The organism is Janthinobacterium sp. PSPC1-1, from assembly GCF_049897625.1.
Taxonomy (GTDB): Bacteria; Pseudomonadota; Gammaproteobacteria; order Burkholderiales; family Burkholderiaceae_D; genus Janthinobacterium; species Janthinobacterium tructae.
Genome location: NZ_JAFCWP010000001.1, coordinates 1 through 20618, shown reverse-complemented (window position 1 = coordinate 20618; position 20618 = coordinate 1). Strand labels below are relative to the sequence as shown.

The window sequence follows — 20618 nt, the reverse complement described above, 5'->3', positions numbered from 1 at the left end:
TGGCATTTTTTATGGCACGTTATAATGCGGCACACTTTCAGGCCGCCTTATGCTTATCAAACGAAAATCCATCGAACAAGTCGAATCCTCACGCCCCGCGCGCAAACCTCGCTACGCCCCTGTCACCCTGTCCGAAATGGATGGCGTGCGCTATCTGCATTTCGGCACGGAATGGGTGCAGGGCGCCATGCGCATCCGCAAGCCGGACTGGCCGGAACTCGAATACGCGCAGCAGATGATGGCGTGGATGCTGTGGATCGAGCAGCCGCAGCGCCTCGCCCAGCTGGGCCTGGGCACGGGCGCGCTGACCAAGTTCTGCTACCGCCAGTTCCCGCAGGCGCAAGTCGAAGCCATCGAACTGAACCCGTCCGTCATCACCATCTGCGCCTCGATGTTCAAGCTGCCGCCCAACGACGAGCGCCTGCACGTGCGCGAGATGGATGCGCTCGACTACGTCAACGACGACGCCAACCATGGCACCCTGGACGCCCTGCAAGTAGACCTGTATGACGCCACGGCACGCGGTCCCGTGCTCGACAGCGCGGACTTCTATTCCGCCTGCTGCGCCTGCCTGGCGCCGCACGGCATCATGACGGTCAACCTGTTCGGCGACCACCCCAGCTACGCGAAGAACATCAAGGCGATGAAGTTTGCGTTTGCACAGGTGATCTGCCTGCCGGAAGTCCATGATGGGAATGTGGTGGCGATCGCGTTCAAGACGAAAGTGGCGCTCGATGCTGAAGCGCAAGCGGCTCTGCTGGAACGCGCCAAGCAGATCGTCGCCGAGACCAAGCTGCCCGCCAAGACCTGGGTCAAGGGCATCGTCAGTACCCTGTAAGCGCCGGCACACCTACGCAAGGCCGGCAGCCCTAAAAGGCGCCGGCCATGTCCGCTTCCTCTCCTCCCTCTCCCATCTCACCCGACACGCCGCTGGCGTTGCCGCAACTGCTGGCCTGGCTGCAGGAAGACGGCTTGCTCGATGCGGCGCAAGCGGCGGCCATCGTCGCCCAGGCCGCCCTGCTGCCGGCGCCCCCCTTGCATCCGCTGTGCAGCATCGCCCATGGCGCACTCACGCTCGACACCCTGTGCGCCTGGCTGGCGCAACGCTCGGGCTTGCCGTATGTGCGCATCGATCCCTTGCACATCGATTTCAGCCAGGTGGCCGACGTCATGACGGCTGGCTACGCGGCCCGCTTCAACATCCTGCCCGTGGACAGCACGCTGGAGCGCATCGTCATCGCCACGGCCCAGCCCTACGCGCTCGCTTGGCAGGCGCAACTGGGGAACCTGGCGCCACGCAAGCTGAGCCTCGTCATCGCCAATCCGCTGCACATCGCCGACGCCATCGCGCAATTTTTCAGCCTGGCCACTTCCGTCAAGGTGGCAAAACTGGCGTCCACGCAAGACCTGGCGCTGCGCCAGAATGTCGAACAGCTGGTGGAACTGGGGCGCAACAAGACCAGCCTCGACGCCAACGACCAGCACGTGGTGCGTATCGTCGACTGGCTGTGGCAATACGCGTTTGCCCAGCGCGCCTCCGACATTCATCTGGAACCGAAGCGCGATGCGGGCCTCGTGCGCCTGCGCATCGATGGCCGCCTGCACCAGGCGTATCAATTGCCGCCCGTGGTCTTGCTGGCCATGACGGCGCGCATCAAGTTGCTCGGGCGCATGGACGTGGTGGAAAAGCGCCGCCCCCAGGATGGCCGCATCAAGACGCGCAATGCGCAGGGCCAGGAAATCGAGCTGCGCCTGTCCACCTTGCCCACGGCCTTCGGCGAAAAGCTCGTCATGCGCATCTTCGATCCGGAAGTGGCCGTCAAAAGCCTGTTTGAGCTGGGCTTTCCACCCGCGGACGCCGAACGCTGGCGCCAGCTGACGGCGCGTACGCACGGCATCGTGCTGGTGACGGGCCCCACCGGCTCGGGCAAGACCAGCACCCTGTACAGCACCCTGAAGGCGCTGGCCAGCAGCGAAGTCAATGTGTGCACGGTGGAAGACCCGATCGAAATGGTCGAGCCGGCCTTCAACCAGATGCAGGTGCAAACCCAGGCCGGCATCGAACTGTCGTTTGCCGATGGCGTGCGGGCACTGATGCGGCAAGACCCCGATATCATCATGGTGGGAGAGATTCGCGACCTGGCCACGGCCGAGATGGCCATGCAGGCGGCGCTGACGGGCCACTTGGTGCTGTCGACCCTGCACACCAACGACGCGCCCTCGGCCGTCATGCGCCTGCTGGAACTGGGCTTGCCCGCCTATTTGCTGGAAGCGTGCCTGGCCGGCGTGCTGGCGCAGCGCCTGCTGCGCTGCCTGTGCCCGGGCTGCAAGCAGGCGGGCGCCGCCCCGGACGCCGCCGCATGGCAGCGCCTGACGGGCAGCCAGCTGGAACGGCCGCCGGCCACCTACCGCCCCGTCGGCTGCACCCTGTGCCGGCACAGCGGCTACCTGGGGCGTGCCGGCATTTATGAACTGCTGAGCGTGACGGAAACCTTCGGCCAGCTGATCAAGGCGGGCGCCGACCTGCACGCGCTGCGCCGCCAAAGCCTGCTCGACGGCATGACGCCGCTGCGCATCGCCGGTGCGCGCAAAATCATCGATGGCACGACCAGCATCGAGGAAGTGCTGAAGCTCACGGCAGCCCTGCCTTGACTGATCAGCACTTTCTCGCAGGAATGCTTTGCATTCTTTTTCAACTGATATATAATGCGGCCTCTTTCGGGTCGTTAGCTCAGCTGGTAGAGCAGCGGACTTTTAATCCGTTGGTCGCAGGTTCGAATCCCGCACGGCCTACCACGAATGCGCAGTACTAAAAAGCCCATCCTCACGGATAGGCTTTTTTCGTTTCAGGCTCCCACGGTTATACTGGTTCTTCGTCTTGCCAGCCCTGAAAGAAACGCATGAAACTTGCCGCCCCCCTCCTCCTGGCCACCGCTTGCCTGTCCGCCCAAGCGCAAGTACAGCCGCCGATCGTGCTCGATGGCCAGTACAGCGCGCGCACGGACGAGATGAGCTTGCAGATCATCGGCAACCGCGTCTGCTTCGCGCCCGACAAGGCGCAGTGGGGCCGTTTGCCCCGCCCTGCCACCACGCACGCTGCGTGGTTTTGTTTCAGCAACGATGGCGAGGCACGCCGGCTGCTGCGCGTGCCCGCGCGCCAGGCCGACAATTGCGGCTGGCAAGCGCGTGCGCGCATCGTCATCGACACCTATCAACCGTACGTCGAGCAAGGTGACGGCAACGACATGGCGCGCCTGGCATCGGTTATCAAGGTGGCGCAACCAAATGCCATCGCCTGCGAATAAACGCTAATCGAGTTCATATTCCTGCAAGTAGCGCGCGAACAAGTCGCCATCGGCCAGCGGACACGCAAACCCGGCGCCCCAGTCGGCCAGCAGCAACTGCTCTTTCAAGGGCAGCAGCAGCAATTGCGGCATGGCGTAGCTGCACCACAAATCCACCACGATACCGTCGTCACCCAGGCCGGCAAACAGGGTTTCCGTTTTCTCGCCGCCAAAGGCCAGCACGTTCTTGCATTCCACGCGATACGTGCTGTAGCCCGTGTAGACGGCATCATATGGCGGCATGGCGTCCGCCAGCGCCAGCCGCAGCTGTTCCATCGTGAGGCCCAGCGCGCGCAGTGGCGACGGCGGCGCCTCGGGCACGTACATCTGCGTCCAGCCGGCGCCGCTGCGATGCGCATCGGCGAACACCTGCTGCTCGCCCATCTGCGTCAAACAGTGCTGCAAGTTATCCAGCGGCAGCAGTTCGATCATGCAAAAATCGTCTTCGTGGTAATACGCTTCGCGCATGTCTTAATTCTCCAGCAGATCTTGCAGTTGTGCATTGCGCCGCGCCGTCAACAGGCCGGCCCAGGTGTCGCTGGTGACGGACGGATAGCGCACGGCGCCAAAGTTCATCCAGGCATCGCGGTACGCCAGCCACAGGCGCTGGGTGGCGCGGATGCCCTCCTTGCCCACGGCGCCCGCGTACGTCTCGGCCGGCTTCTTCATCAGCTTGCCGTAGATGGCGTTGAGCTCCTTGTCGAGCGCCGCCACCTGTTCCTTGGACATGCTGGCTGGCAACTTGCCCGCTTCGTACTGGCGCAAGTCCTGCGCCAGCAGATCGAGCTCGGCCGTACGGGCAGCAATGCTCAGGGCGGCGCGCGCCGTCCCGCTCAAATCCGTTTCATTCGCTGCGCGCGCATCGGCAAACTTGCTTGCCGCCGTCTGCAGTTTTTGCAGCGACGCTTGGGCTACGGCAGGCATGCTTGCGCTGACTTTGCCTGTTGTCTGCGTACGCACTCTTTGTTTCTGGCGCGCATCGATGGCGCTGCACACGCCCATCATGTAGCCGCTGGTGATGTCGTCGCACCAGTCCATCATGCCGCGTCCGCTGGCATTGATCTGCTGCAAGTGTTCGATGCGCCCCTGCATCTCGGCCGGCGCCGCGTCGATGCTGCACGCATACTTGAGCGCCAGCAGCGGATCTTTCTGCACGCCCTGTCCATTCTGGTACAGCATCATCAGCACGGCGCTGTTGTGCGTGGCCATCGCGCAATGGCGCGCGGGACGCCAGTCGACGGGCTTGGGCGAAGACATACTCTTGGTATCGTAATACAACTCGCTGGCCTGGCACTGCTGCAAGGCAGCCATGGCGGACGGCGCCGGCAGGTCGGCGGGCGGTGGCGCCGCATCCTTGACCTTCAGGCAAGTCGCATACCAGGCCGTACTTTCCGCGTGGCCCACGCCCATGGCGCTGGTATTCGGGTAGGGTGCGGCGGCAGCGGCAAAGCCCGGAGCAGCTAGCAGCGCGCCCGCACCCAGCAATAGCGTTTTCAATAAGGGTAGACAAATTTTCATGTTCAAGCAGCGCCAGCGTGAGTAAAGCGGCAAGTTTAACTGATCAGCCAAGCGGCACCCGCCCGTTACACGCCCATCCCGCCTGGTAAGTAACGGTACTCAGCCTTGGCAGTGCAGGAAACCATGGGCAATAATGTTTCCCGCTGTACTTTTTTCACTTCCCGGACCACGCCCATGACCTTACCCCGTCTTCGCCGTTCCCTCGGCTCCCTGCTGATCGCAGCAGCCTGCGCCTCGATGGCAACGACCATCCACGCCGCCGATACCACGCCGGCATCGCCAGTTTCCGCCACGCAAACCAATGCCAAACACGCCATCACGCATGAAGACGTATGGCTGATGAAACGCGTGGGCGCGCCCGTCGCCAGCCCGGACGGGCGATGGGCCGTGTTTTCCGTCGTCGACAGCGCCTACTCTAGCCAAGATCAATGGTCGGACCTGTGGATCAAGTCGCTACTTGATGACAGCCCCGCGCGCCGCCTGACCTACTCCAAGGGTGGCGAAGGCGCCGTGGCCTGGTCGCCGGACAGCCGCCAGCTGGTCTTCATCGCCAAGCGTGACGGCGATGACGCGGGACAGATTTACCGCCTCGACGTGGCCAACGGCGGCGAAGCGCAGCGCCTGACCTCGCTCACCCTGGGCGCGCGCATGCCGAAGTGGAGCCCGGACGGCAAGCAATTGCTGTTCGTCAGCGACATTTATCCAGGCAACAAGACGGAAGCCGACGTCAAGCAAAGCGCCAAGGAGCGCAAGGAACGCAAAGTCAGCGCCCGTTCGTATGAAACGACGGCGCCCCGCTACTTCGACAAATGGCTGACCGACAAGCAAGTGCGTCTGTTCGTCATCGACGCCGACGCCGCAGCACGAGGTGACAACACCGCGCGCGACATCCTGTCGGGCACGCAACTGGTCACCCTGCCGGGCTTTGGCGGCAGCCAGGGCGACGAGGGGCAATCCCTGGACGCCGTCTGGACGCCGGATGGCAAGGCCGTCGTCTTCAACGCGGCCACCAACCGCGATGCGGCCCAGCGCGAAGCCGTGTATTCGCAACTGTATCTGCTGCCCGTGGCGGGTGGCGAAGCGCAGCGTTTGACGCAGGACAAGCACAGCTACGCTTCCCTGAAATTCGCCGCCGACGGCAAGACCCTGTTTGCCTTGAGTGACGCTGAGACGCCGGGCAAAGTGTATGACGTGAAACGCCTGGCCAGCTTTGCCTGGCCGATGAGCACCCCTGCACCGACGATATTGACGGCCAAGCTGGACCGGTCGATTTCGCGCTTCGTGCTGCCCGAAGGCGGCAAACGCGTCATTTTCAGCTATGAACATGCGGGCCTGGAAAAGCTGTACTCGATCGACGCCAAAGGCGGCGACGTGCGCGAGGAGCCATCCTTGCCGACGGGCAGCATCAATTCGCTGAGCAGCGGCGGCAAGGCTTTGGTCGGCGTGTGGGAGTCCGCCATCAACCCGCCTGAAATCTATGCGTTCAATGGCAAGCAGCCAAAGCGCCTGACGGCCTTCAACACGGAGAAAGCGAGCAAGATCGACTGGCAAGCGCCCGAGCACTTCTGGTTCACCACGGCCGATGGCCGTCAGATCCACAATATGCTCGTCAAGCCGGCCAATTTTGATCCGAACAAGAAATACCCGCTGTTGACCGTCATCCACGGCGGCGCGGCCAGCATGTGGCGCGACCAGTTCGTGCTGCGCTGGAACTATCACTTGCTGGCCAAGCCCGGCTATGTTGTCTTGCTGACCGACTACAAGGGTTCCACCGGCTATGGCGAGGAATTCTCGCGCTCTATCCAGTTCGACCCATTGAAAGGCCCAGGCGATGAAGTCAACCAGGGCGTCGATGAGGCCATCAAGAAATACCCATTTATCGACAGCACGAAACTGGCGGCCGGCGGCGCCAGCTATGGCGGCCACCTGGCCAACTGGCTGCAAGCGACCACCACACGCTACAAGGCCATCGTCTCGCACGCGGGCGAAATGGACCTGATCATGCAGTGGGGCACCAGCGACGGCGGTTTCGGCCGTGAAACGAATGCAGGCGGCCCTGTCTGGTCGAACCTGCCCGTGTGGCGCGATCAAAGCCCCGTCATGCAAGCGGGCAATCACGAAAAAGGCACGGGCTTTACCACCCCCATCCTGATCACCGTGGGTGAGCTCGATTACCGCGTGCCGGCCAACAATGCCTTGATGAACTTTGCCGTGCAACAGCGCCTGAACGTACCGGCGAAATTGCTGGTCTTCCCAGACGAAAACCACTGGATCTTGAAGGGCGAGAACAGCCGCTTCTTCTATAGCGAAGTCGAGGGCTGGCTGGCGAAATATTTAAAATAATCCTGCTGCGCACTTCTTGCAAAGCCAGGCTCCGCTCACGCGGGCCTGGCTTTTTTCATGCAGGCTGGACTGTGGCCACGGCCGCCTTCTGACGGGCGATTGCCAGCACCATCAACGCGGCCACGAGGCAGGCGGCGCCAGCGGCGAACAGGGCCGGGTTGTAGGTCAGCATCAGAGTGCGGATGCGGCCGGCGCCATACGCGGCCACGGCAGCGCCCAGCTGGTGGCCCGCGAAGATCCAGCCGAACACCATGCCCGCCCGCTCCCGGCCGAACGTGGCACCCACCAGTTTCACGGTGGGCGGCACGGTGGCGATCCAGTCCAGGCCGTAGAACATGGCGAACAGCGACAGGCCGTACAAGGTGAATTCCGAATACGGCAGCCAGAACAGGGACAGCCCCCGCAAGCCGTAATACCAGAACAGCAGTTTGCGGTTGTCATAGCGGTCCGACAGCCAGCCGGACAAGATCGTGCCAAACAGGTCGAATGCCCCCATCATGGCCAGCACGGAGGCGGCCGGCACCGCGGACAGACCCGAGTCGCCGCACAGGGAAATGAAGTGCGTCTGGATCAGGCCGTTGGTGCTGAGGCCGCAGATGAAGAAGGTGCCGAAGAGTATCCAGAAGGTACGATTGGAAGCCACGCTGCGCAAGATCAGGAAAGGCGTGGCGAACGTCATTGCCGCTGCTGGCGCCGCTATCAGGGGCGTGGCCGGGTCGGCGCCGTAGGGCCGCAAGGCCACGTCCTGCGGGCGGTTGCGCATGCACAGGAAGGCCAGCACAGCGACGATGGCGCAGCTGGCAAACACAGGCATGACGGCCGTGCGCCAGCCGAAGTGCTCGATCAGCCAGGCGCCCACGGGCAGGAATAGCAACTGGCCCGTGGCCGAACTGGCCGTCAGCACGCCCACCACCAGGCCCCGGTGCGTCTCGAACCAGCGGTTCGCCACCACCGCACTCAAGACCAGCGCCGTCATGCCCGAGCCCAGCCCCAGCAGGATGCCCCACAGGGCCACCAGGTGCCAAAACTGCGTCATGCGCGTCGCCAGCAGCATGCCGGCAGCGATCAGCCCCAGGGCCACGCAGATGACATTGCGCAAGCCGAAGCGCTCCATCAGGATGGCGGCAAACGGCCCCATCAGGCCAAACAGCACGAAGCGCACGGCCAGGGCCGAGGAAATCTGCTCGGCGTCCCAGCCAAATTCGCGGCTCAAGGGCTGCATCAGCGCGCCGGGCAAGCCCAGCGCAGCCGACGAGGTCAAGGCGGTGAGGAAGGTAATGGCGACGATGACCCAGGCGAAGTGGATGCCGCGCCGCGCCAGCCATTGCGAAACAGGATAGGAAAGCATGCTGCCCTCATGAGTAAACGTGGATGCAGACCAGCACCAACCGGTCAGATTTTTCTCATGTTATATTATGATCGTAATTTATACAATCAAAAAAAACTGGAGCGACACTGCTGCGTGCCGCTCCAGTCCTGGCTGCCAGACTGGTGAAAAATGCTGCTTACTTCACCTTCAAGCCATTCTTCACATCCGTCACGCCTTCCACGCCACGGGCCAGGTCGGCGGCTTTTTTCACTTGCGCCTGGGAAGGCACAAAGCCGCTGAGCATGACGACGCCATTCACGGTTTCCACGTGCACATCGAGCGCTTTCAAGTCATTGTCCTTGACCAGGTCTGCCTTGATCTTGGTGGTGATGACGGAGTCTTCCACTGCCACCTTGGTGCTGCCGGCCGCATTGCGCGTCATGCAGGCGGCCTTGGCCGTCGCATCCATGGCGTCGCAGTTTTCCTTCATCGTGGCAGGGGGATTCTGCGCCACGTTGGTGCCGGCCCTGGCGCCCGTGTTGGCGTCCGCCAGTGCGGCCGTTTTCGCTGCCTTGGCATCGTTCATGCACGTGGTTTTGTCGGTGCCGGTGCGGTCGCCGCACTTGGCCTTGGCCATGTCATACTCGGCATTGGCGACGTCCTTGCGGGCCTTGCCCAGTTCGCGCGGCGTGTTGCGGTATTGCGCCACGGCGTCCGATTCGGCCTTGGCGCGCGCCACCTTGGCTTCTTCCACGCAGACTTTTTTCGCGTTGCCGCTGTGGGCATCGCAAGCAGCCTTGGCCTGTTTGTAGTCGGCCGTTGCCTTGTCCGTCAAACTCTTGTACGAGGCATCCTGCGCATACGCGGGCGTGGCGGCAAGCAGGGCGCTGGCACTGGCGGCCAGCATGAGTGCGATCATTTTGTTCATGGTGGTTCCTCTCTGGTTAGTTGATGCCCAGATTAGACCCCTGCCACACGCAAAGCTCCGTGCGACAGCACACGCTGACAGGCCATCCGCGTAAAAATCAGCGTTTATTTGTCGCCGCTCAAGCCCTTTCGCCACAATACTTGCGCCTGTTCAAATGGTGAAGCGGCCCCATCGGCCCCATTAAATGCGCCTTCGCCATCGGCCAGCGCCAGCCATGCCTGCGTGGCGTGGGAACTGCCGACACCGCCGCCCGCGCCATCGCCGCCGGCGCGCACGCCGCGTATCCAGGCCAGCACATCAGGGTATTGCCCGGGGTGGCGTCCATGCATCCAGGCCAGGGCCACCAGATCCGCATAGGCCTCTTCGCGACGCGTCTCGCGCAGCTCCTGCGCCAGCGGTGTCAAGTTGCCGCGCTGCGTGCCGAGCGGCTCGATAAAGCCGCGTGGCAAGGCGTGCCAGTCGCCCTGTGCATAGCGCTGGCAATGGCCGATTTCATGCGCCGTCATCGCTTCCATCATCATGCCTTGGCGCGCAGCCGGCACGCCCTGCAAGACACTGTCTGCCTGCGCATTGCCGCGCAAGGAGAGCACCAGCTTGCAACGCCCCGCTTCGTAGCCCAGCGCCAGCGGCACGGCACCGGGCGCATCTTGCGGTTGCACGATGATATCGATGGGCAAACCTTGCGCGCGCGCGAATGCGATGACGGGCTGGCCCGCCTGCAGCCAGCGGCTTTCCAGATCGGTGAGCTGGGCGGCAGCCACGGCGGGCACAGGGGATAAAGCGATGAGCAAGCTCATCAGCAAGAGCGGATTTGGCATGGGATAGACGGGACGGAAGAGAAGCAACTACTGCAGAGTAAGCGGTGAAAATATTTCCACAAGGAAAAACTGGCAACTTTTCATAAATAAAGACGAAAAAAAACCGGTGCAGTGCACCGGCTTTTCACATTGACAATAGTCAAGGTCGGGTTTATTTCTTCGCCGTCATTGCTTTGTCCAGCGCACGGGCCGTGACGAATTCCGGGCGGATATCGTTGGGCACGGCCTTCATCTTGTCGAGCGCCACCTGCACTTCAGGGCGGATGACCACGTATTTGGTCATCATCGCTTGCGCGCGCGCATAGTCGCCCGTCGCCTCGATGGTCAGAAATTCACGGTCCAGGTCGATCACGGCTTGCTTGATCTTGCCAAAATCGACGCCGAACTTGCCGTCGCCCAGGGAGACAAAGCCGCCCTTGTCGAGGATGTAATTGATCTGAATGGCCATGCCGCGTGCGTGCGAATCCGTCAGGCCGAAATGCAGGGTGCGGAAACCGGAAGCGAGGAAGGTGTTGTACAGCTTGCGCTCGGCCGCGTCGCCCTGGCCCAGGGTATCGTTGAGTTGTCCCTTGTCCATCATGTAGCGCAGCGCAAACAGGCCCGTGATGTCGGCCTTGGCTTCTTCGATGGTCGAATAGGCTTCCTTCAAGTCCTGGCGCGGCGTCGATGGCTTGCCGTCGACGACGGTGGCGTGCGGGCCCAGGCCGTGCATGATTTCATGCGCGAGGATGTGCGTGAAGAATGAATTGAAATCCACGTCCTGCTGCGCTTCGGCGCTCAGCACCAGTTTCGAGATCGGCGTCAGGGTGGCCTTGAACTTGGCTTCCTGCACGTTTTTCAGCATCACGCGCTTCGAGCCGCGCGCGCTGATGATGCGCTCGTCGTTCGGCAAGTTGTAGGCGGCCGTCTGCACGGCCATGTTGCCGTCGCCGGCGCCATATACCTGGTTGACCACCACCATTGGCGCCAGCGCGCCTACTTTCGGGTTACGGTACCGGGCGTCCAGCGGCAGGTTGTCTTCCAGCTCCTGCATGTGCTTGGCGAAGAAGTTCAGCTTTTCCGTTTCCGCCTGGTCGCGGATATTCACGTAGGCTTCGAACGCGGCCTTGTAGCCGAACAACTCATCGTTATACGTTTCATACGGGCCGATGGTGATGTCGACGGGCGAATCGAGGTCCATCCAGGCGAAGTCGGATGGCAAGTAATCGTTGTCGAGGAAAGCCTTGGCGCGCAGGGTGAGGAATTTCTTCAGCGATGCGTTGTCCGTAGCGGCCGCCGCCTCGTCAAGCAGCCGGGCCAGCTGTTTCAGTTCCACCTTGTACTCGTCCGAATACTTGACCGTCTGGTATTTGCCATCCTTGCCCGCGCGAATCGTCGTGAAGAACCATTGCGCCTGCTGCTTGTCGTCCGCCGACAAGCCATTCATCCACGATTCCAGGCTGGCCTTGGTGGCGCCCTGCGGATAGAAATTGCCCGCTTCCGGCTTGTGCGCGGGAATGGCGATGCCCGCATAGCTGGCCGGCATGAACGAGGCGTGCGCGTCGAGCACCGACCATGGGCCCTTGTTGATCCAGAAATAGTTCAGACGCGCCTGGCCCAGCTTTGATTTGTCCTTCTTCAAGGCCGCCCACAAGGCTTCATTGCCGGACCAGCGCTGGCGCAATTGCAGCACGTCGACCAGCTTGGCCGCTTCGACCAGCTTGGCGATGGCCTGGCGGTCGCCCGCGGACAAGTGCGTGACATCGGCGGTCAGCGCAACGGGCGCGTAGCGGGCGCTCATGGCCGTCAGTTGTTGCGCCGTGGCCGGGGTTGCTGGTGCGGCGACTGGCGTTACGGCGCAGGCGCTGCCGACGGCGGCGGCCATCAGCAGGGGAATCAGGAGTTTTTTCATTGGGGTCTCGGTAAGATTTTTCTCAGGAGCGGATGGCGCGGATGGCGCGCTACCGCTTTCTTGCTCAGCCTGCGATTGTCCCACCTGCCCCATGGCATGGCAAGCCGCTTACCAGACCCGGTACACCTGCCCCGTCTGCGCCCCTTCAACGCTGCGGCTGTAAGCGAGCGCCACGCGGCTGGCGGCGGCCGGCTCGAAGCCGTAGAAGAAGGGGCCATACGCGTCCAGAGATTCGGCCAGGACCGTAGGGCTGACGACATTGATGCGCATGCCGCGCGCCAGTTCGATGGCGGCGCCCCGCACGAAGCCTTCCACGGCCGCATTCGTCATGCTGGCGGCCGCGCCGAAGCGGATAGGCTGCTCGGCCACGATGCCGCTGGTGAGCGTGATCGAGCCGCCGTCGTTCAGGTATTCCTGCGCCACCAGCGCCACGTTGACCTGGCCCATCAGCTTGCTGTCCAGACCCAGCTGGAATTGCTCGGGGGTGAACTCGGCCAGGGGGCCGAAATGCAGCTTGCCCGCCGTCACGACGACGGCATCGACCTTGCCGATGCGCTTGAACAGGGCGCGCACTTGCGCGATGTCGCTCATGTCGGCCTGGTGCGTGCCGCTGCGGCTGCCCACTTCGATGATTTCATGGCGTTGCGCCAGTTGCGCGGTGACGGCCGTGCCGATGGTGCCGCTGGCACCGATGATGACGATTTTCATGTTGCTTCCTTGTCTGGGGTTGAACGATGGAGCCAGTATGCGCCGCTTCCAAAAAGGAATAAATACGCTAGAATTTACAAGATTACTAACCCACAATTTGCAATCGAGGCGTATGGATAAATTGCGCAGCATGGAGATTTTTGTCGCCGTCGTCGATGCGGGCAGTTTCACGGCCGCCGCCGAGGCGTTCCAGATTTCGCCCGTGATGGTAGGCAAGCACATCAAGCAGCTGGAAGAGCGGCTGGGTGCGCGGCTGCTGGCGCGCACGACGCGCCGGCAAAGCCTGACGGAAATCGGCCTGCAGTATGTGGACCAGTGCCGCCAGATCCTGGCGCAGATCGCGGCGGCCGAAACGGGTGCGGAAGCCATGCGCTCCACGCCGCGCGGCAAGCTGAAAATCACGGCCCCCGTGTCCTTCGGCAGCGAGTGCATCGCGCCGCTGATGGCCGACTACCTCGATGCATATCCGGAAGTGAGCCTGGAATTGAGTCTGAACGACAGGACGGTGGACCTGGTGGAGGAAGGGTTCGATGCGGCCATCCGCATCGGCAAGCTGGAAGATTCCGCCATGGTGGCGCGCGTGCTGCGGCCGTATGCGATGGTGATCTGCGCCGCGCCCGCCTATCTGGCAAGACACGGCACGCCGCGCACACCGGCCGACCTGGCGCGCCACGAATGCCTGGACTTCATGCAGTGGACGCGCCACGTGCGCTGGCGCCTGGCCAGGAGCGGCGACGACGACGGCAGCCCCGTGCGCGAAAGCCGCTTCCGCTCGAACAATGGCCAGGCGCTGCGCGTGGCGGCCCTGCACGGCTTCGGCATCGTCATGCAGGCGGAAATCCTGATGGCCGGCGATATCGCCGCCGGCAGGCTGGTGCCGCTGCTGGCCGGCTACGTGCCGGCACCGCGCCCCATGCACCTCGTGTATGCGCGCGACCGCCAGCCCACGCCGAAGCTGACGACCTTCATCGATTTTCTGCTGGAACGCTACGGGCCAGCGGCGACACCGCCGCCGGCCACGCTCACGTAACTGGGAGAGCTTAGTTGGCCTTCGCGGCGGGCGCCGACGCCAGCTTCGCCAGCTCGCCGTCCGGCTGCCAGCCGGCACCTAAAGAGCGGGCCACGGCGACCGTTGCCAGCAAACGCTGGGTCTTGATCTGTGCGGCGGCGCGGTCCGCCGTCAGCGAACTGCGCTGCGCATCGGTGACGTCCAGATAGGTCGAGATACCGCGCTCATAGCGCGTGCGCGCCACCAGATAGGCGCGCGCGGCGGCTGCCTGCGACAGGGCCTGGGCATCGCCCTGCAACTGGCGCTGCTCCACGTCGGACAGCGCATCTTCCACTTCGCGCAAGGCCGTCAGCAGCTTGGTTTCGTGATTCGCCACGGCTTCCGCATAGCGCGCCTTGGACAAGTCCAGATTCGCCTGGTTGCGGCCGCCGTCGAAGATCGGCAGGGACAAGGCCAGCGGGCCAAAGCTGAACTGGCGCGAACCGCCCTGCGCCAGGTCGCGCAGTTTTTCCGATGCGTAGCCGAAATTGCCCGTCAATTGCAGCGACGGGTAAAACGCGCCTTCGGCCACGCCCACTTGCGCGTTCGCCGCGCGCAGGCCCGCCACGCTGGAGACCAGGTCAGGACGATGCGCCAGCAGGCTGGCCGGCAGGCCGACGGGAATGGCGGGCGGCAGCGGCAGGCTGGAAGGCTCGGCGGCCACCGGCAATTGCAGCGCCGACGGCGGCTTGCCCGTCAGGGTGGCCAGGCTGTTTTCCAGCTGGTTGCGCTGGCGCTTGACTTCATGCAGGTCGGCCTGGGCGTTCGACAGTTCGACTTTCGCGCGCGCCAGGTCCAGCTCATTCGTCAAGCCCGCATTGAAGCGCGCCTCGACCAGGTCGGCCGATTCGCGGCGGGTGCCCAAGGCGCCATTCAGGATCGCCATTTCCGCATCGAGTCCGCGCAGCTGCCAGTAATTGCTGGCCACTTGCGCCGACAGCATCAGCAGCACGCCGTCGCGGTCGGCCTGCGCCGCCAGCGCCTGCGAGTCAGCCGCTTCGACCATGCGTTTTACACGCCCCAGCAAGTCGACTTCATACGACAGCGAACCGCCCACGGAAAAGTTATTACCGCTGATGGAACGGTTGCCCAGGGCCAGGCCCTGCGATGTGTTGGCCGAGGTGCGCGAATTCGAAATACCCGTGCTGACGTTGACGCTCGGGCCCTGGTTGGCGCGCGCCGTACCGCTTTGCGCCAGCGCCTGCAGCAGGCGCTCGCCGGCCGCTTTTACACCGGGATTGTCCTGCAGCGCGCTGTGCTCCAGGCGGTTCAGGGTCGCGTCGCCGTAGATGCTCCACCACTCTTTGGGCAGCTGCGCGGCATCCGCAGCGGCCGCGCCGTGGCGGAAAACGCCGTTGTCGACGCCGGCCACATTCGCCGGGGCGGTGAAATCCTGGCCCACGGTGCCGCAGGCGGACAGCGCCACGGCAAGGGAAGCGGCCAGCGCGATTTTCGTCAATACTGTTTGCATGGTGTATACCTTCTTGTTCTTTAAGGGCTTGCGTTGGCGGTCAATGACCGCCGCCACCGCCACCGGGAGCTTTGAGTTTGTCGGCCAGCCACAGGGGCACGATGCAGGCCAGCAGGATGGCGCCGATCAGGAAAAAGCCATCGTTGTAGGCCATCACAAACGCTTCGCGGCGCACGATGCCGTCGATCGCCTGCAAGGCCTGATTGCCGGCCGTGACGGCGTCATAGCCCTTGGCCATGAACGACGACGTCAGCTGGTCGATGCGCAGCTGCGTGGCGCTGGAATACGCATTGATCGCTTCACCCAGGCGCTGCGAATGAAAATGCTCGCGGGTGCTCAGGGCGGTGGCCAGCAGGGCGATGCCGATGGAGCCGCCCAGGTTGCGCGTCATGTTGAACAGGCTCGATGCGGACGGCATGTCCTTCGGTGCGATGCCCTTCATGGCGAAGTTCGACAGGGTCAGCATGACGAAGGGCTGGCCCAGCGCGCGCACCACCTGCGACCACAGCAGCTGGTCGTAACCGGTGGACGCGTCCATGTAGGCATTCATCATGCACGAGCCGCCGAACAGCAACAGGCCGAACGAGCACAGGATGCGGTTATCCACCACGGACGACAGCTTGGCGACAAACGGCATGATGAACAGCTGCGGCAAGCCCACCCACATGATGACTTCACCGATCTGCATCGGTGAATAGCCGGCGATCTGGCCCAGGAACAGCGGCAGCAGGAAGGCCGAACCGTACAGGCCCATGCCCGTCACGGCCGACAGCACGGTGGCGACCAGAAAATTGCGCTGGCCGTACAGGGCCAGGTTGACGAACGGCTCGGCGCGCGTGGCGCTGGTGACGACCCAGCCCAGGATGCCCGTCAGGGCCAGCGCGGCAAAGGCGATGATGAAACCGGAGTCGAACCAGTCCTTCGAATTGCCCTCTTCCAGGAAGATGGTCAGGCAGCCCAGGCCCAGGGCCATGAAGAAGATGCCCAGCCAGTCGGCTTTCCAGAACATCGCCAGCTTCATCGGCTCCTTGTCCAGGCCATAGATCATGCCGGCGATCAGCAGCACGCCTGGCACCCAGTTGATGTAGAAGATCGAAGGCCAGCCATACAGCTCGGAGAGATACCCGCCCAGGGTCGGGCCCATGGCCGGCGCCAAGGTGGCCGTCAGGCCGAAAATGGCCATGCCGACGGCGCGCTTCGACGGCGGCAGCTTGAGCATCACCAGGGTGAAGGCCATGGGAATCAGTGCGCCGCCCGTAAAACCCTGCAGCATGCGGAAGACGATCATGCTTTCCAGGTTCCAGGCCGCCCCGCACAGGGTGGAGAACAGCAGGAAGAAGGCAGTGGTGCCGATCATGTAGGTGCGCAAGCCGAACACGCGCGCCAGCAGCGCGGTGAGCGGGATGACGATAATTTCAGCCACCAGGTAGGCCGTGGAAATCCACGATCCCTCTTCCTGGGTGGCCGACAGCGAGCCAAGGATATCCTTGAGCGAGGAGTTGGTGATCTGGATGTCGAGCACCGCCATGAAGGCGCCCAGCATGCCGGCGGCGACCGCCAGCCAGGTGCGCCCGGAGACTTTCTCGTCAATCACGGGAAACGCTGGCGGCTTCGCCAGCGTGGTGGAGGGGCTGCTCATGGAAGCTTAGCGGGCGGTGGTCTGGGCGGCAGGAGCGGCAGGAGCGGCGGCGTGGCGCGCGTCCTTCTCCTGATCCGCATTGGGCTGGTTCACTTCCACTTCGGCGATCACCGACATGCCCGGCACCAGGCGACCATTCATGGCCTTGATGTCTTGCGGCTGGAAGACGATTTTCACGGGCACGCGCTGGACGATCTTGGTGAAGTTGCCGGTGGCGTTATCGGCCGGCAGCAGGGCGAATTGCGCGCCCGAGGCAGGCGCGAAGCTGTCGACCGTGCCCACCAGTTTCTTGCCCGGCATGGCGTCGATCGTCACGTGCACGCTCTGGCCGCGATGCAGGTCAGCCAATTGCGTTTCCTTGAAGTTGGCGGTAACCCAGACGTTATCCTGCACGATGGCCGTCAGTTGCTGGCCAGGCTGCACGCGCATGCCCGTTTCCACGTTGCGCTTGCCGATGCGGCCAGCGACGGGGGCCAGGATGCGGTTGTATTGCAGCTGCTGTTCCGCGTCTTTCAATTGCACGCGCAGCACGGCCACCTGCGCCTTGGCCACGTCGCGCGCTGCTTGCGCCGCACCGATCTGCGCCTTGGCGGCGGAAGCGCTGTCGCGGCGGGCGGCCAGGTCGGCCACGGCGCTCGAACGGGCCGCGTTGGCCCCGTCCAGTTCCGCTTTCGAGACGGCTTTCATCTGGCTCGTGTACAGCTGGCCATAGCGCTCCGCATCCTGTTTCGCGCGCAGCAATTGCGCATCGGCTTGCGCCACTTGCGCCTGGGCGGCGCTGGCCTGCGCCTGCACTTGCGCGATCTGCGCGTCCGCTTGCAGCACTTGCTGCTCGGCGCTGGCGATCTGCGCGGCGATCTGCTCGGTTTTCACGCGCTGGTCGAACGGATCGAGTTCAGCGATCACATCGCCCTCTTTCACCATTTGATTGTCGTCGATGAAGACCTTGGTGACGACGCCGGAAATGCGCGCCGAGACGGGATGCACATGGCCGGACACATAGGCATTTTCCGTTTCCACGAAATAGTGGCTGCGGTACCACATGCGCGCGCCGGCGCCCAGCGCGACGAGGACAATCAGGCCGGCGATGATTTTGACGCGGTTGTTGGGTGGTGCGGAGCTGGCGGAAGCGGCGGGCGTGGAAGGTGCGGCAGGGGCCGCGGGTGGGACGGCGCTCAGCACCTTGTGCTCTGCTTGGCCTGGCTGGTTGGACATACTCGCTCCGAAAATGAAATGATATAGGTTCATTATTGGGCAAAGAAAAACCAAAGTCAAGAAATGAAACGATTGCATTTCATTTTAATTTGCACTACAGTGTGAGCCATCACTTACCTTCCAACTTATAAAGAGACCCAGACCATGTCCGATCCCGGCCTCAGCGATACCTTGCCCACCACTACAGAATCCGACGCCGCCCAGGAGCTTTCCTGCTGCGGCAAGCCGGCCGGCCGCCCGCGCGCGGCCGACATGGAGGCGCGCATGGAAAACCTGCTGCACACGGCCGGCTGCCTGTTTCTGGAAAAAGGGTATGGGAAGGTGAGCCTGGAAATGATCGCCCGCGAAGCCCATGTGGCCGTGCGCACGATTTATGTGAAGTTTGGCGGCAAGGCCGGCTTGTTCAATGCGGTGGTGGAATTGCGCCGCGCCGCCTACTTCTCGACCATGCCGGCGCTGGAAACGGATATGCGGCCCCTGGCCACCATCCTGGGCGAGTTCGGCCTGCTGTTCGTGCAACTCGTCACCATGCCGGCGGCGATCCGCCTGAACCGCATGGTGGTGGCCGAAGCGGCCACGCACCCGGAACTGGCGGAAACGTTTTACAAGGTGGGGCCGGGGCAGACGCGCGAGATGCTGACCAAGTTTTTCAGCCGTCCCGACATCGCGCCGCTGTTTCGCGCGGAATTGACTCCCGCCATCCTGGCCCTGCACCTGCTCAATTGCCTGTTGGGAGATCAGATGTCGCGCCTGCTGTTTCCGCCGCAAGCCCAACCCGATGTGGCGCAATTGCGCGCCAAAGTGGCGCTCAGCCTGGACCTGTTCTTGCGCGGCACCCTGCGCCAGCCACTCGCAGCCTGATACGCGACGGCCTGGCGCGGAAGTCAGCCGGGGCGGCTGCCGTCTTCCTGCATCGCCGCTGCGGCACGCTCATCGTTCAAGCCCAGCGCGCGCAGGAAAGGCTGCGCTGCCGACACGGCATCCAGGCTAAGTGAAGACTCACTTCCATCATGCCGTTCCGGGCCATAACGCATCAGATCGAACGAGGTTTCAAAGCGCTGCGCGAGGAAATAGGTGCGGAAATAATCGAAGGAAAACGCCACCTTGCCATCGGTCCGCAGCAGCAAGCCCTGCGCATACAGCGGCGCCAGCCAGTCCCCGGCGGCCATGCTCCAGCCCTTCACACCACAATAGTCGCTGGCAAAACGCTGCAGCTCCGCTTCGCCGAGGAACTCGGTCTGGGCTTCGAACATCACGAACGCCAGCTCGATCAGGAATTCGCGCGCATCGGCAGCCACGCCGGCGCCCTCACGCTGCCGCCCGCCCGCCTGGCCCAGCAAGCCATCGAGATAAGCGCGTTCGCCTGCCAGCTGCGGCAGCAAGGTGGCAAACACATGCTCGGCATCCATCTGCCCCGTTTCCTGGCCATTCGGCGTGTACAGCACCGACAGAGCGAAGTTCTTGCTCACGTCGTCGAACTCGCGCAGCGACACCGTCCACTGCGTGCCTGGCGCGTCGCCATCCGCCGCGCCCGTGCCGAACTCGAGCACGGAAAACGCCGCCATCTGGCCATGCGCACCGTACAGGCTGCCGGGATTGCTCTTGAACAGGATGCCCAGCGACTTCATCAGTGAACTGGCATCACCCGTATGCTGATGGCCGTGGAACACGGCGTGGATATTCTTGTAGTGCGCGCGCTGCTCGGCGCTGGCGTGCTCATCGGCGGAGAAAAAACTGAAGCCCGCATTGCCCAGCGCCGCCGCCGCGACACCCTGCGCGCGGTTGCCCGGCACCAGGTAGTAACGCGCGCCGGGCAAGCTGGCCGCCTGCAGCAAGGGGCGCAGGAAATATTCGTAGACATACACGGGTGTCGTGCCGGCACAGGCGTCCGGCGCCACCAGCTGGCCCGTGAAGAAAATCGCATCGATCTGCTTGCCCGCCGCCAGGATAGCAGCCACATCCTGGTACAAGGCATGCAGTATCACGGCTTGTTCTTGCTCATCAGCCCGACACAAACGGACATCGGCGATATGAAGGGCGGTAAATTTTTTCATCGTTGCAAAACTCTTTCAGTACAGCGGAATTTGACCAAACCCCACGCTGGCAACATTCCTGGAAAAATCACGCGTTTCTATTGAAGCAGAACATAGTGACAGACCTCCATTCTGCCATTTTTTCCACACGGCAATACTCACCAATTTTCACAAGACACCGCCGCGCCACGGTTTACTATGCCGCAGGTCAATGGAAATAAAAAAACCGGGAACTGAACTGACCCCAGATAGTTGGACGGTTTAGTTTGCTAGGTTGCCCAGGGCTGAGTTCTGTATTGCACGGGACTCAGCCCTTTTAGCTTGAGCTTGATGCGGTCGTGATTATAGTAGTG

Annotated in this window: 18 protein-coding genes and 1 tRNA gene; 7 read left to right on the top strand and 12 right to left on the bottom strand. The window is 63.1% G+C overall.

Annotated features, from left to right (window positions below; all coding sequences use genetic code 11):
* The first annotated feature begins 49 nt into the window (after window positions 1-49).
* From ACP7EG_RS00095 to ACP7EG_RS00080, 4 genes are all read left to right on the top strand, one after another.
* On the top strand, window positions 50-838 hold the full coding sequence (locus ACP7EG_RS00095) for a spermidine synthase (RefSeq protein ID WP_096237577.1): 789 nt from the start codon (window positions 50-52) through the stop codon (window positions 836-838).
* Window positions 839-885: 47 nt separating this feature from the next.
* Window positions 886-2652 (top strand): GspE/PulE family protein, encoded by a 1767-nt coding sequence (locus ACP7EG_RS00090; protein ID WP_426085933.1) that lies wholly within the window; start codon window positions 886-888, stop codon window positions 2650-2652.
* Between the two features lie 68 nt (window positions 2653-2720).
* A tRNA-Lys gene (locus ACP7EG_RS00085) sits at window positions 2721-2796 on the top strand.
* Window positions 2797-2900: 104 nt separating this feature from the next.
* Window positions 2901-3305, top strand: coding sequence for a hypothetical protein (locus tag ACP7EG_RS00080; protein WP_426085932.1), 405 nt, complete (start codon window positions 2901-2903; stop codon window positions 3303-3305).
* Between the two features lie 3 nt (window positions 3306-3308).
* Here the strand turns inward: ACP7EG_RS00080 and ACP7EG_RS00075 are convergent, their stop codons facing one another.
* A complete protein-coding gene (locus ACP7EG_RS00075) occupies window positions 3309-3812 on the bottom strand; it encodes a hypothetical protein (RefSeq protein ID WP_426085931.1) in 504 nt (167 codons plus the stop codon).
* 3 nt (window positions 3813-3815) lie between these two features.
* Window positions 3816-4862, bottom strand: a complete 1047-nt coding sequence (locus ACP7EG_RS00070; protein WP_426085930.1) for a lysozyme inhibitor LprI family protein — start codon at window positions 4860-4862, stop codon at window positions 3816-3818.
* Window positions 4863-5036: 174 nt separating this feature from the next.
* Here ACP7EG_RS00070 and ACP7EG_RS00065 point away from each other — a divergent pair, with 174 nt between their 5' ends.
* Window positions 5037-7205 carry a prolyl oligopeptidase family serine peptidase gene (locus tag ACP7EG_RS00065; protein WP_426085929.1) on the top strand — a complete coding sequence of 723 codons (2169 nt, stop codon included), beginning with the start codon at window positions 5037-5039 and terminating at the stop codon, window positions 7203-7205.
* A gap of 55 nt (window positions 7206-7260) precedes the next feature.
* On the opposite strand, the gene ACP7EG_RS00060 is transcribed toward ACP7EG_RS00065, so the two are convergent.
* The 5 genes from ACP7EG_RS00060 to ACP7EG_RS00040 all read right to left on the bottom strand — a co-directional run bounded on the left by ACP7EG_RS00060 (window position 7261) and on the right by ACP7EG_RS00040 (window position 12859).
* A complete protein-coding gene (locus ACP7EG_RS00060) occupies window positions 7261-8553 on the bottom strand; it encodes an MFS transporter (RefSeq protein WP_426085928.1) in 1293 nt (430 codons plus the stop codon).
* A 157-nt stretch (window positions 8554-8710) separates the two neighbouring features.
* Entirely contained in the window at window positions 8711-9442 is a 732-nt protein-coding gene (locus tag ACP7EG_RS00055) for a BON domain-containing protein (RefSeq protein ID WP_426085927.1), read from the bottom strand.
* A gap of 104 nt (window positions 9443-9546) precedes the next feature.
* Window positions 9547-10260, bottom strand: a complete 714-nt coding sequence (locus ACP7EG_RS00050) for a hypothetical protein (RefSeq protein WP_426085926.1) — start codon at window positions 10258-10260, stop codon at window positions 9547-9549.
* A gap of 151 nt (window positions 10261-10411) precedes the next feature.
* Complete coding sequence (locus ACP7EG_RS00045; protein WP_426085925.1) at window positions 10412-12151, bottom strand: dipeptidyl-peptidase 3 family protein; 1740 nt, start codon at window positions 12149-12151, stop codon at window positions 10412-10414.
* A gap of 108 nt (window positions 12152-12259) precedes the next feature.
* Complete coding sequence (locus ACP7EG_RS00040) at window positions 12260-12859, bottom strand: short chain dehydrogenase (RefSeq protein WP_426085924.1); 600 nt, start codon at window positions 12857-12859, stop codon at window positions 12260-12262.
* A gap of 112 nt (window positions 12860-12971) precedes the next feature.
* Between ACP7EG_RS00040 and ACP7EG_RS00035 the strand changes: the two genes are divergently transcribed.
* Window positions 12972-13889: a LysR family transcriptional regulator gene (locus ACP7EG_RS00035; protein ID WP_426085923.1), complete on the top strand. Its 918-nt coding sequence runs from the start codon at window positions 12972-12974 to the stop codon at window positions 13887-13889.
* Window positions 13890-13899: 10 nt separating this feature from the next.
* Here the strand turns inward: ACP7EG_RS00035 and ACP7EG_RS00030 are convergent, their stop codons facing one another.
* From ACP7EG_RS00030 to ACP7EG_RS00020, 3 genes are read right to left on the bottom strand one after another with little or no spacing between them, the layout of a single operon-like run.
* A complete protein-coding gene (locus tag ACP7EG_RS00030; protein ID WP_426085922.1) occupies window positions 13900-15378 on the bottom strand; it encodes an efflux transporter outer membrane subunit in 1479 nt (492 codons plus the stop codon).
* 40 nt (window positions 15379-15418) lie between these two features.
* Window positions 15419-17017, bottom strand: a complete 1599-nt coding sequence (locus ACP7EG_RS00025; RefSeq protein WP_426085921.1) for a DHA2 family efflux MFS transporter permease subunit — start codon at window positions 17015-17017, stop codon at window positions 15419-15421.
* A gap of 6 nt (window positions 17018-17023) precedes the next feature.
* The gene (locus ACP7EG_RS00020; RefSeq protein ID WP_426085920.1) at window positions 17024-18232 is read right to left on the bottom strand and encodes an HlyD family secretion protein; all 1209 of its coding nucleotides are present in this window, start codon (window positions 18230-18232) and stop codon (window positions 17024-17026) included.
* A gap of 144 nt (window positions 18233-18376) precedes the next feature.
* On the opposite strand from ACP7EG_RS00020, the gene ACP7EG_RS00015 reads away from it, so the two are divergent.
* Window positions 18377-19093 carry a TetR/AcrR family transcriptional regulator gene (locus ACP7EG_RS00015; protein WP_426085918.1) on the top strand — a complete coding sequence of 239 codons (717 nt, stop codon included), beginning with the start codon at window positions 18377-18379 and terminating at the stop codon, window positions 19091-19093.
* Between the two features lie 23 nt (window positions 19094-19116).
* Here the strand turns inward: ACP7EG_RS00015 and ACP7EG_RS00010 are convergent, their stop codons facing one another.
* Window positions 19117-20217, bottom strand: a complete 1101-nt coding sequence (locus tag ACP7EG_RS00010; RefSeq protein WP_426085917.1) for a hypothetical protein — start codon at window positions 20215-20217, stop codon at window positions 19117-19119.
* A gap of 317 nt (window positions 20218-20534) precedes the next feature.
* Window positions 20535-20618 (bottom strand): IS3 family transposase (locus ACP7EG_RS00005; RefSeq protein WP_426087111.1); only part of this gene is annotated, 84 nt, incomplete at its 5' end.

What these genes read in the sequence shown, in the direction of transcription:
- ACP7EG_RS00080 (WP_426085932.1), top strand. Translation starts at nt 2,901, where the DNA reads ATGAAACTTGCCGCCCCCCTCCTCCTGGCCACCGCTTGCCTGTCCGCC.
- ACP7EG_RS00095 (WP_096237577.1), top strand. Translation starts at nt 50, where the DNA reads ATGCTTATCAAACGAAAATCCATCGAACAAGTCGAATCCTCACGCCCC.
- ACP7EG_RS00040 (WP_426085924.1), bottom strand. Translation starts at nt 12,859, where the DNA reads ATGAAAATCGTCATCATCGGTGCCAGCGGCACCATCGGCACGGCCGTC.
- ACP7EG_RS00070 (WP_426085930.1), bottom strand. Translation starts at nt 4,862, where the DNA reads ATGAAAATTTGTCTACCCTTATTGAAAACGCTATTGCTGGGTGCGGGC.
- ACP7EG_RS00015 (WP_426085918.1), top strand. Translation starts at nt 18,377, where the DNA reads ATGTCCGATCCCGGCCTCAGCGATACCTTGCCCACCACTACAGAATCC.
- ACP7EG_RS00035 (WP_426085923.1), top strand. Translation starts at nt 12,972, where the DNA reads ATGGATAAATTGCGCAGCATGGAGATTTTTGTCGCCGTCGTCGATGCG.
- ACP7EG_RS00060 (WP_426085928.1), bottom strand. Translation starts at nt 8,553, where the DNA reads ATGCTTTCCTATCCTGTTTCGCAATGGCTGGCGCGGCGCGGCATCCAC.
- ACP7EG_RS00050 (WP_426085926.1), bottom strand. Translation starts at nt 10,260, where the DNA reads ATGCCAAATCCGCTCTTGCTGATGAGCTTGCTCATCGCTTTATCCCCT.
- ACP7EG_RS00045 (WP_426085925.1), bottom strand. Translation starts at nt 12,151, where the DNA reads ATGAAAAAACTCCTGATTCCCCTGCTGATGGCCGCCGCCGTCGGCAGC.
- ACP7EG_RS00055 (WP_426085927.1), bottom strand. Translation starts at nt 9,442, where the DNA reads ATGAACAAAATGATCGCACTCATGCTGGCCGCCAGTGCCAGCGCCCTG.
- ACP7EG_RS00020 (WP_426085920.1), bottom strand. Translation starts at nt 18,232, where the DNA reads ATGTCCAACCAGCCAGGCCAAGCAGAGCACAAGGTGCTGAGCGCCGTC.
- ACP7EG_RS00075 (WP_426085931.1), bottom strand. Translation starts at nt 3,812, where the DNA reads ATGCGCGAAGCGTATTACCACGAAGACGATTTTTGCATGATCGAACTG.
- ACP7EG_RS00065 (WP_426085929.1), top strand. Translation starts at nt 5,037, where the DNA reads ATGACCTTACCCCGTCTTCGCCGTTCCCTCGGCTCCCTGCTGATCGCA.
- ACP7EG_RS00030 (WP_426085922.1), bottom strand. Translation starts at nt 15,378, where the DNA reads ATGCAAACAGTATTGACGAAAATCGCGCTGGCCGCTTCCCTTGCCGTG.
- ACP7EG_RS00090 (WP_426085933.1), top strand. Translation starts at nt 886, where the DNA reads ATGTCCGCTTCCTCTCCTCCCTCTCCCATCTCACCCGACACGCCGCTG.
- ACP7EG_RS00025 (WP_426085921.1), bottom strand. Translation starts at nt 17,017, where the DNA reads ATGAGCAGCCCCTCCACCACGCTGGCGAAGCCGCCAGCGTTTCCCGTG.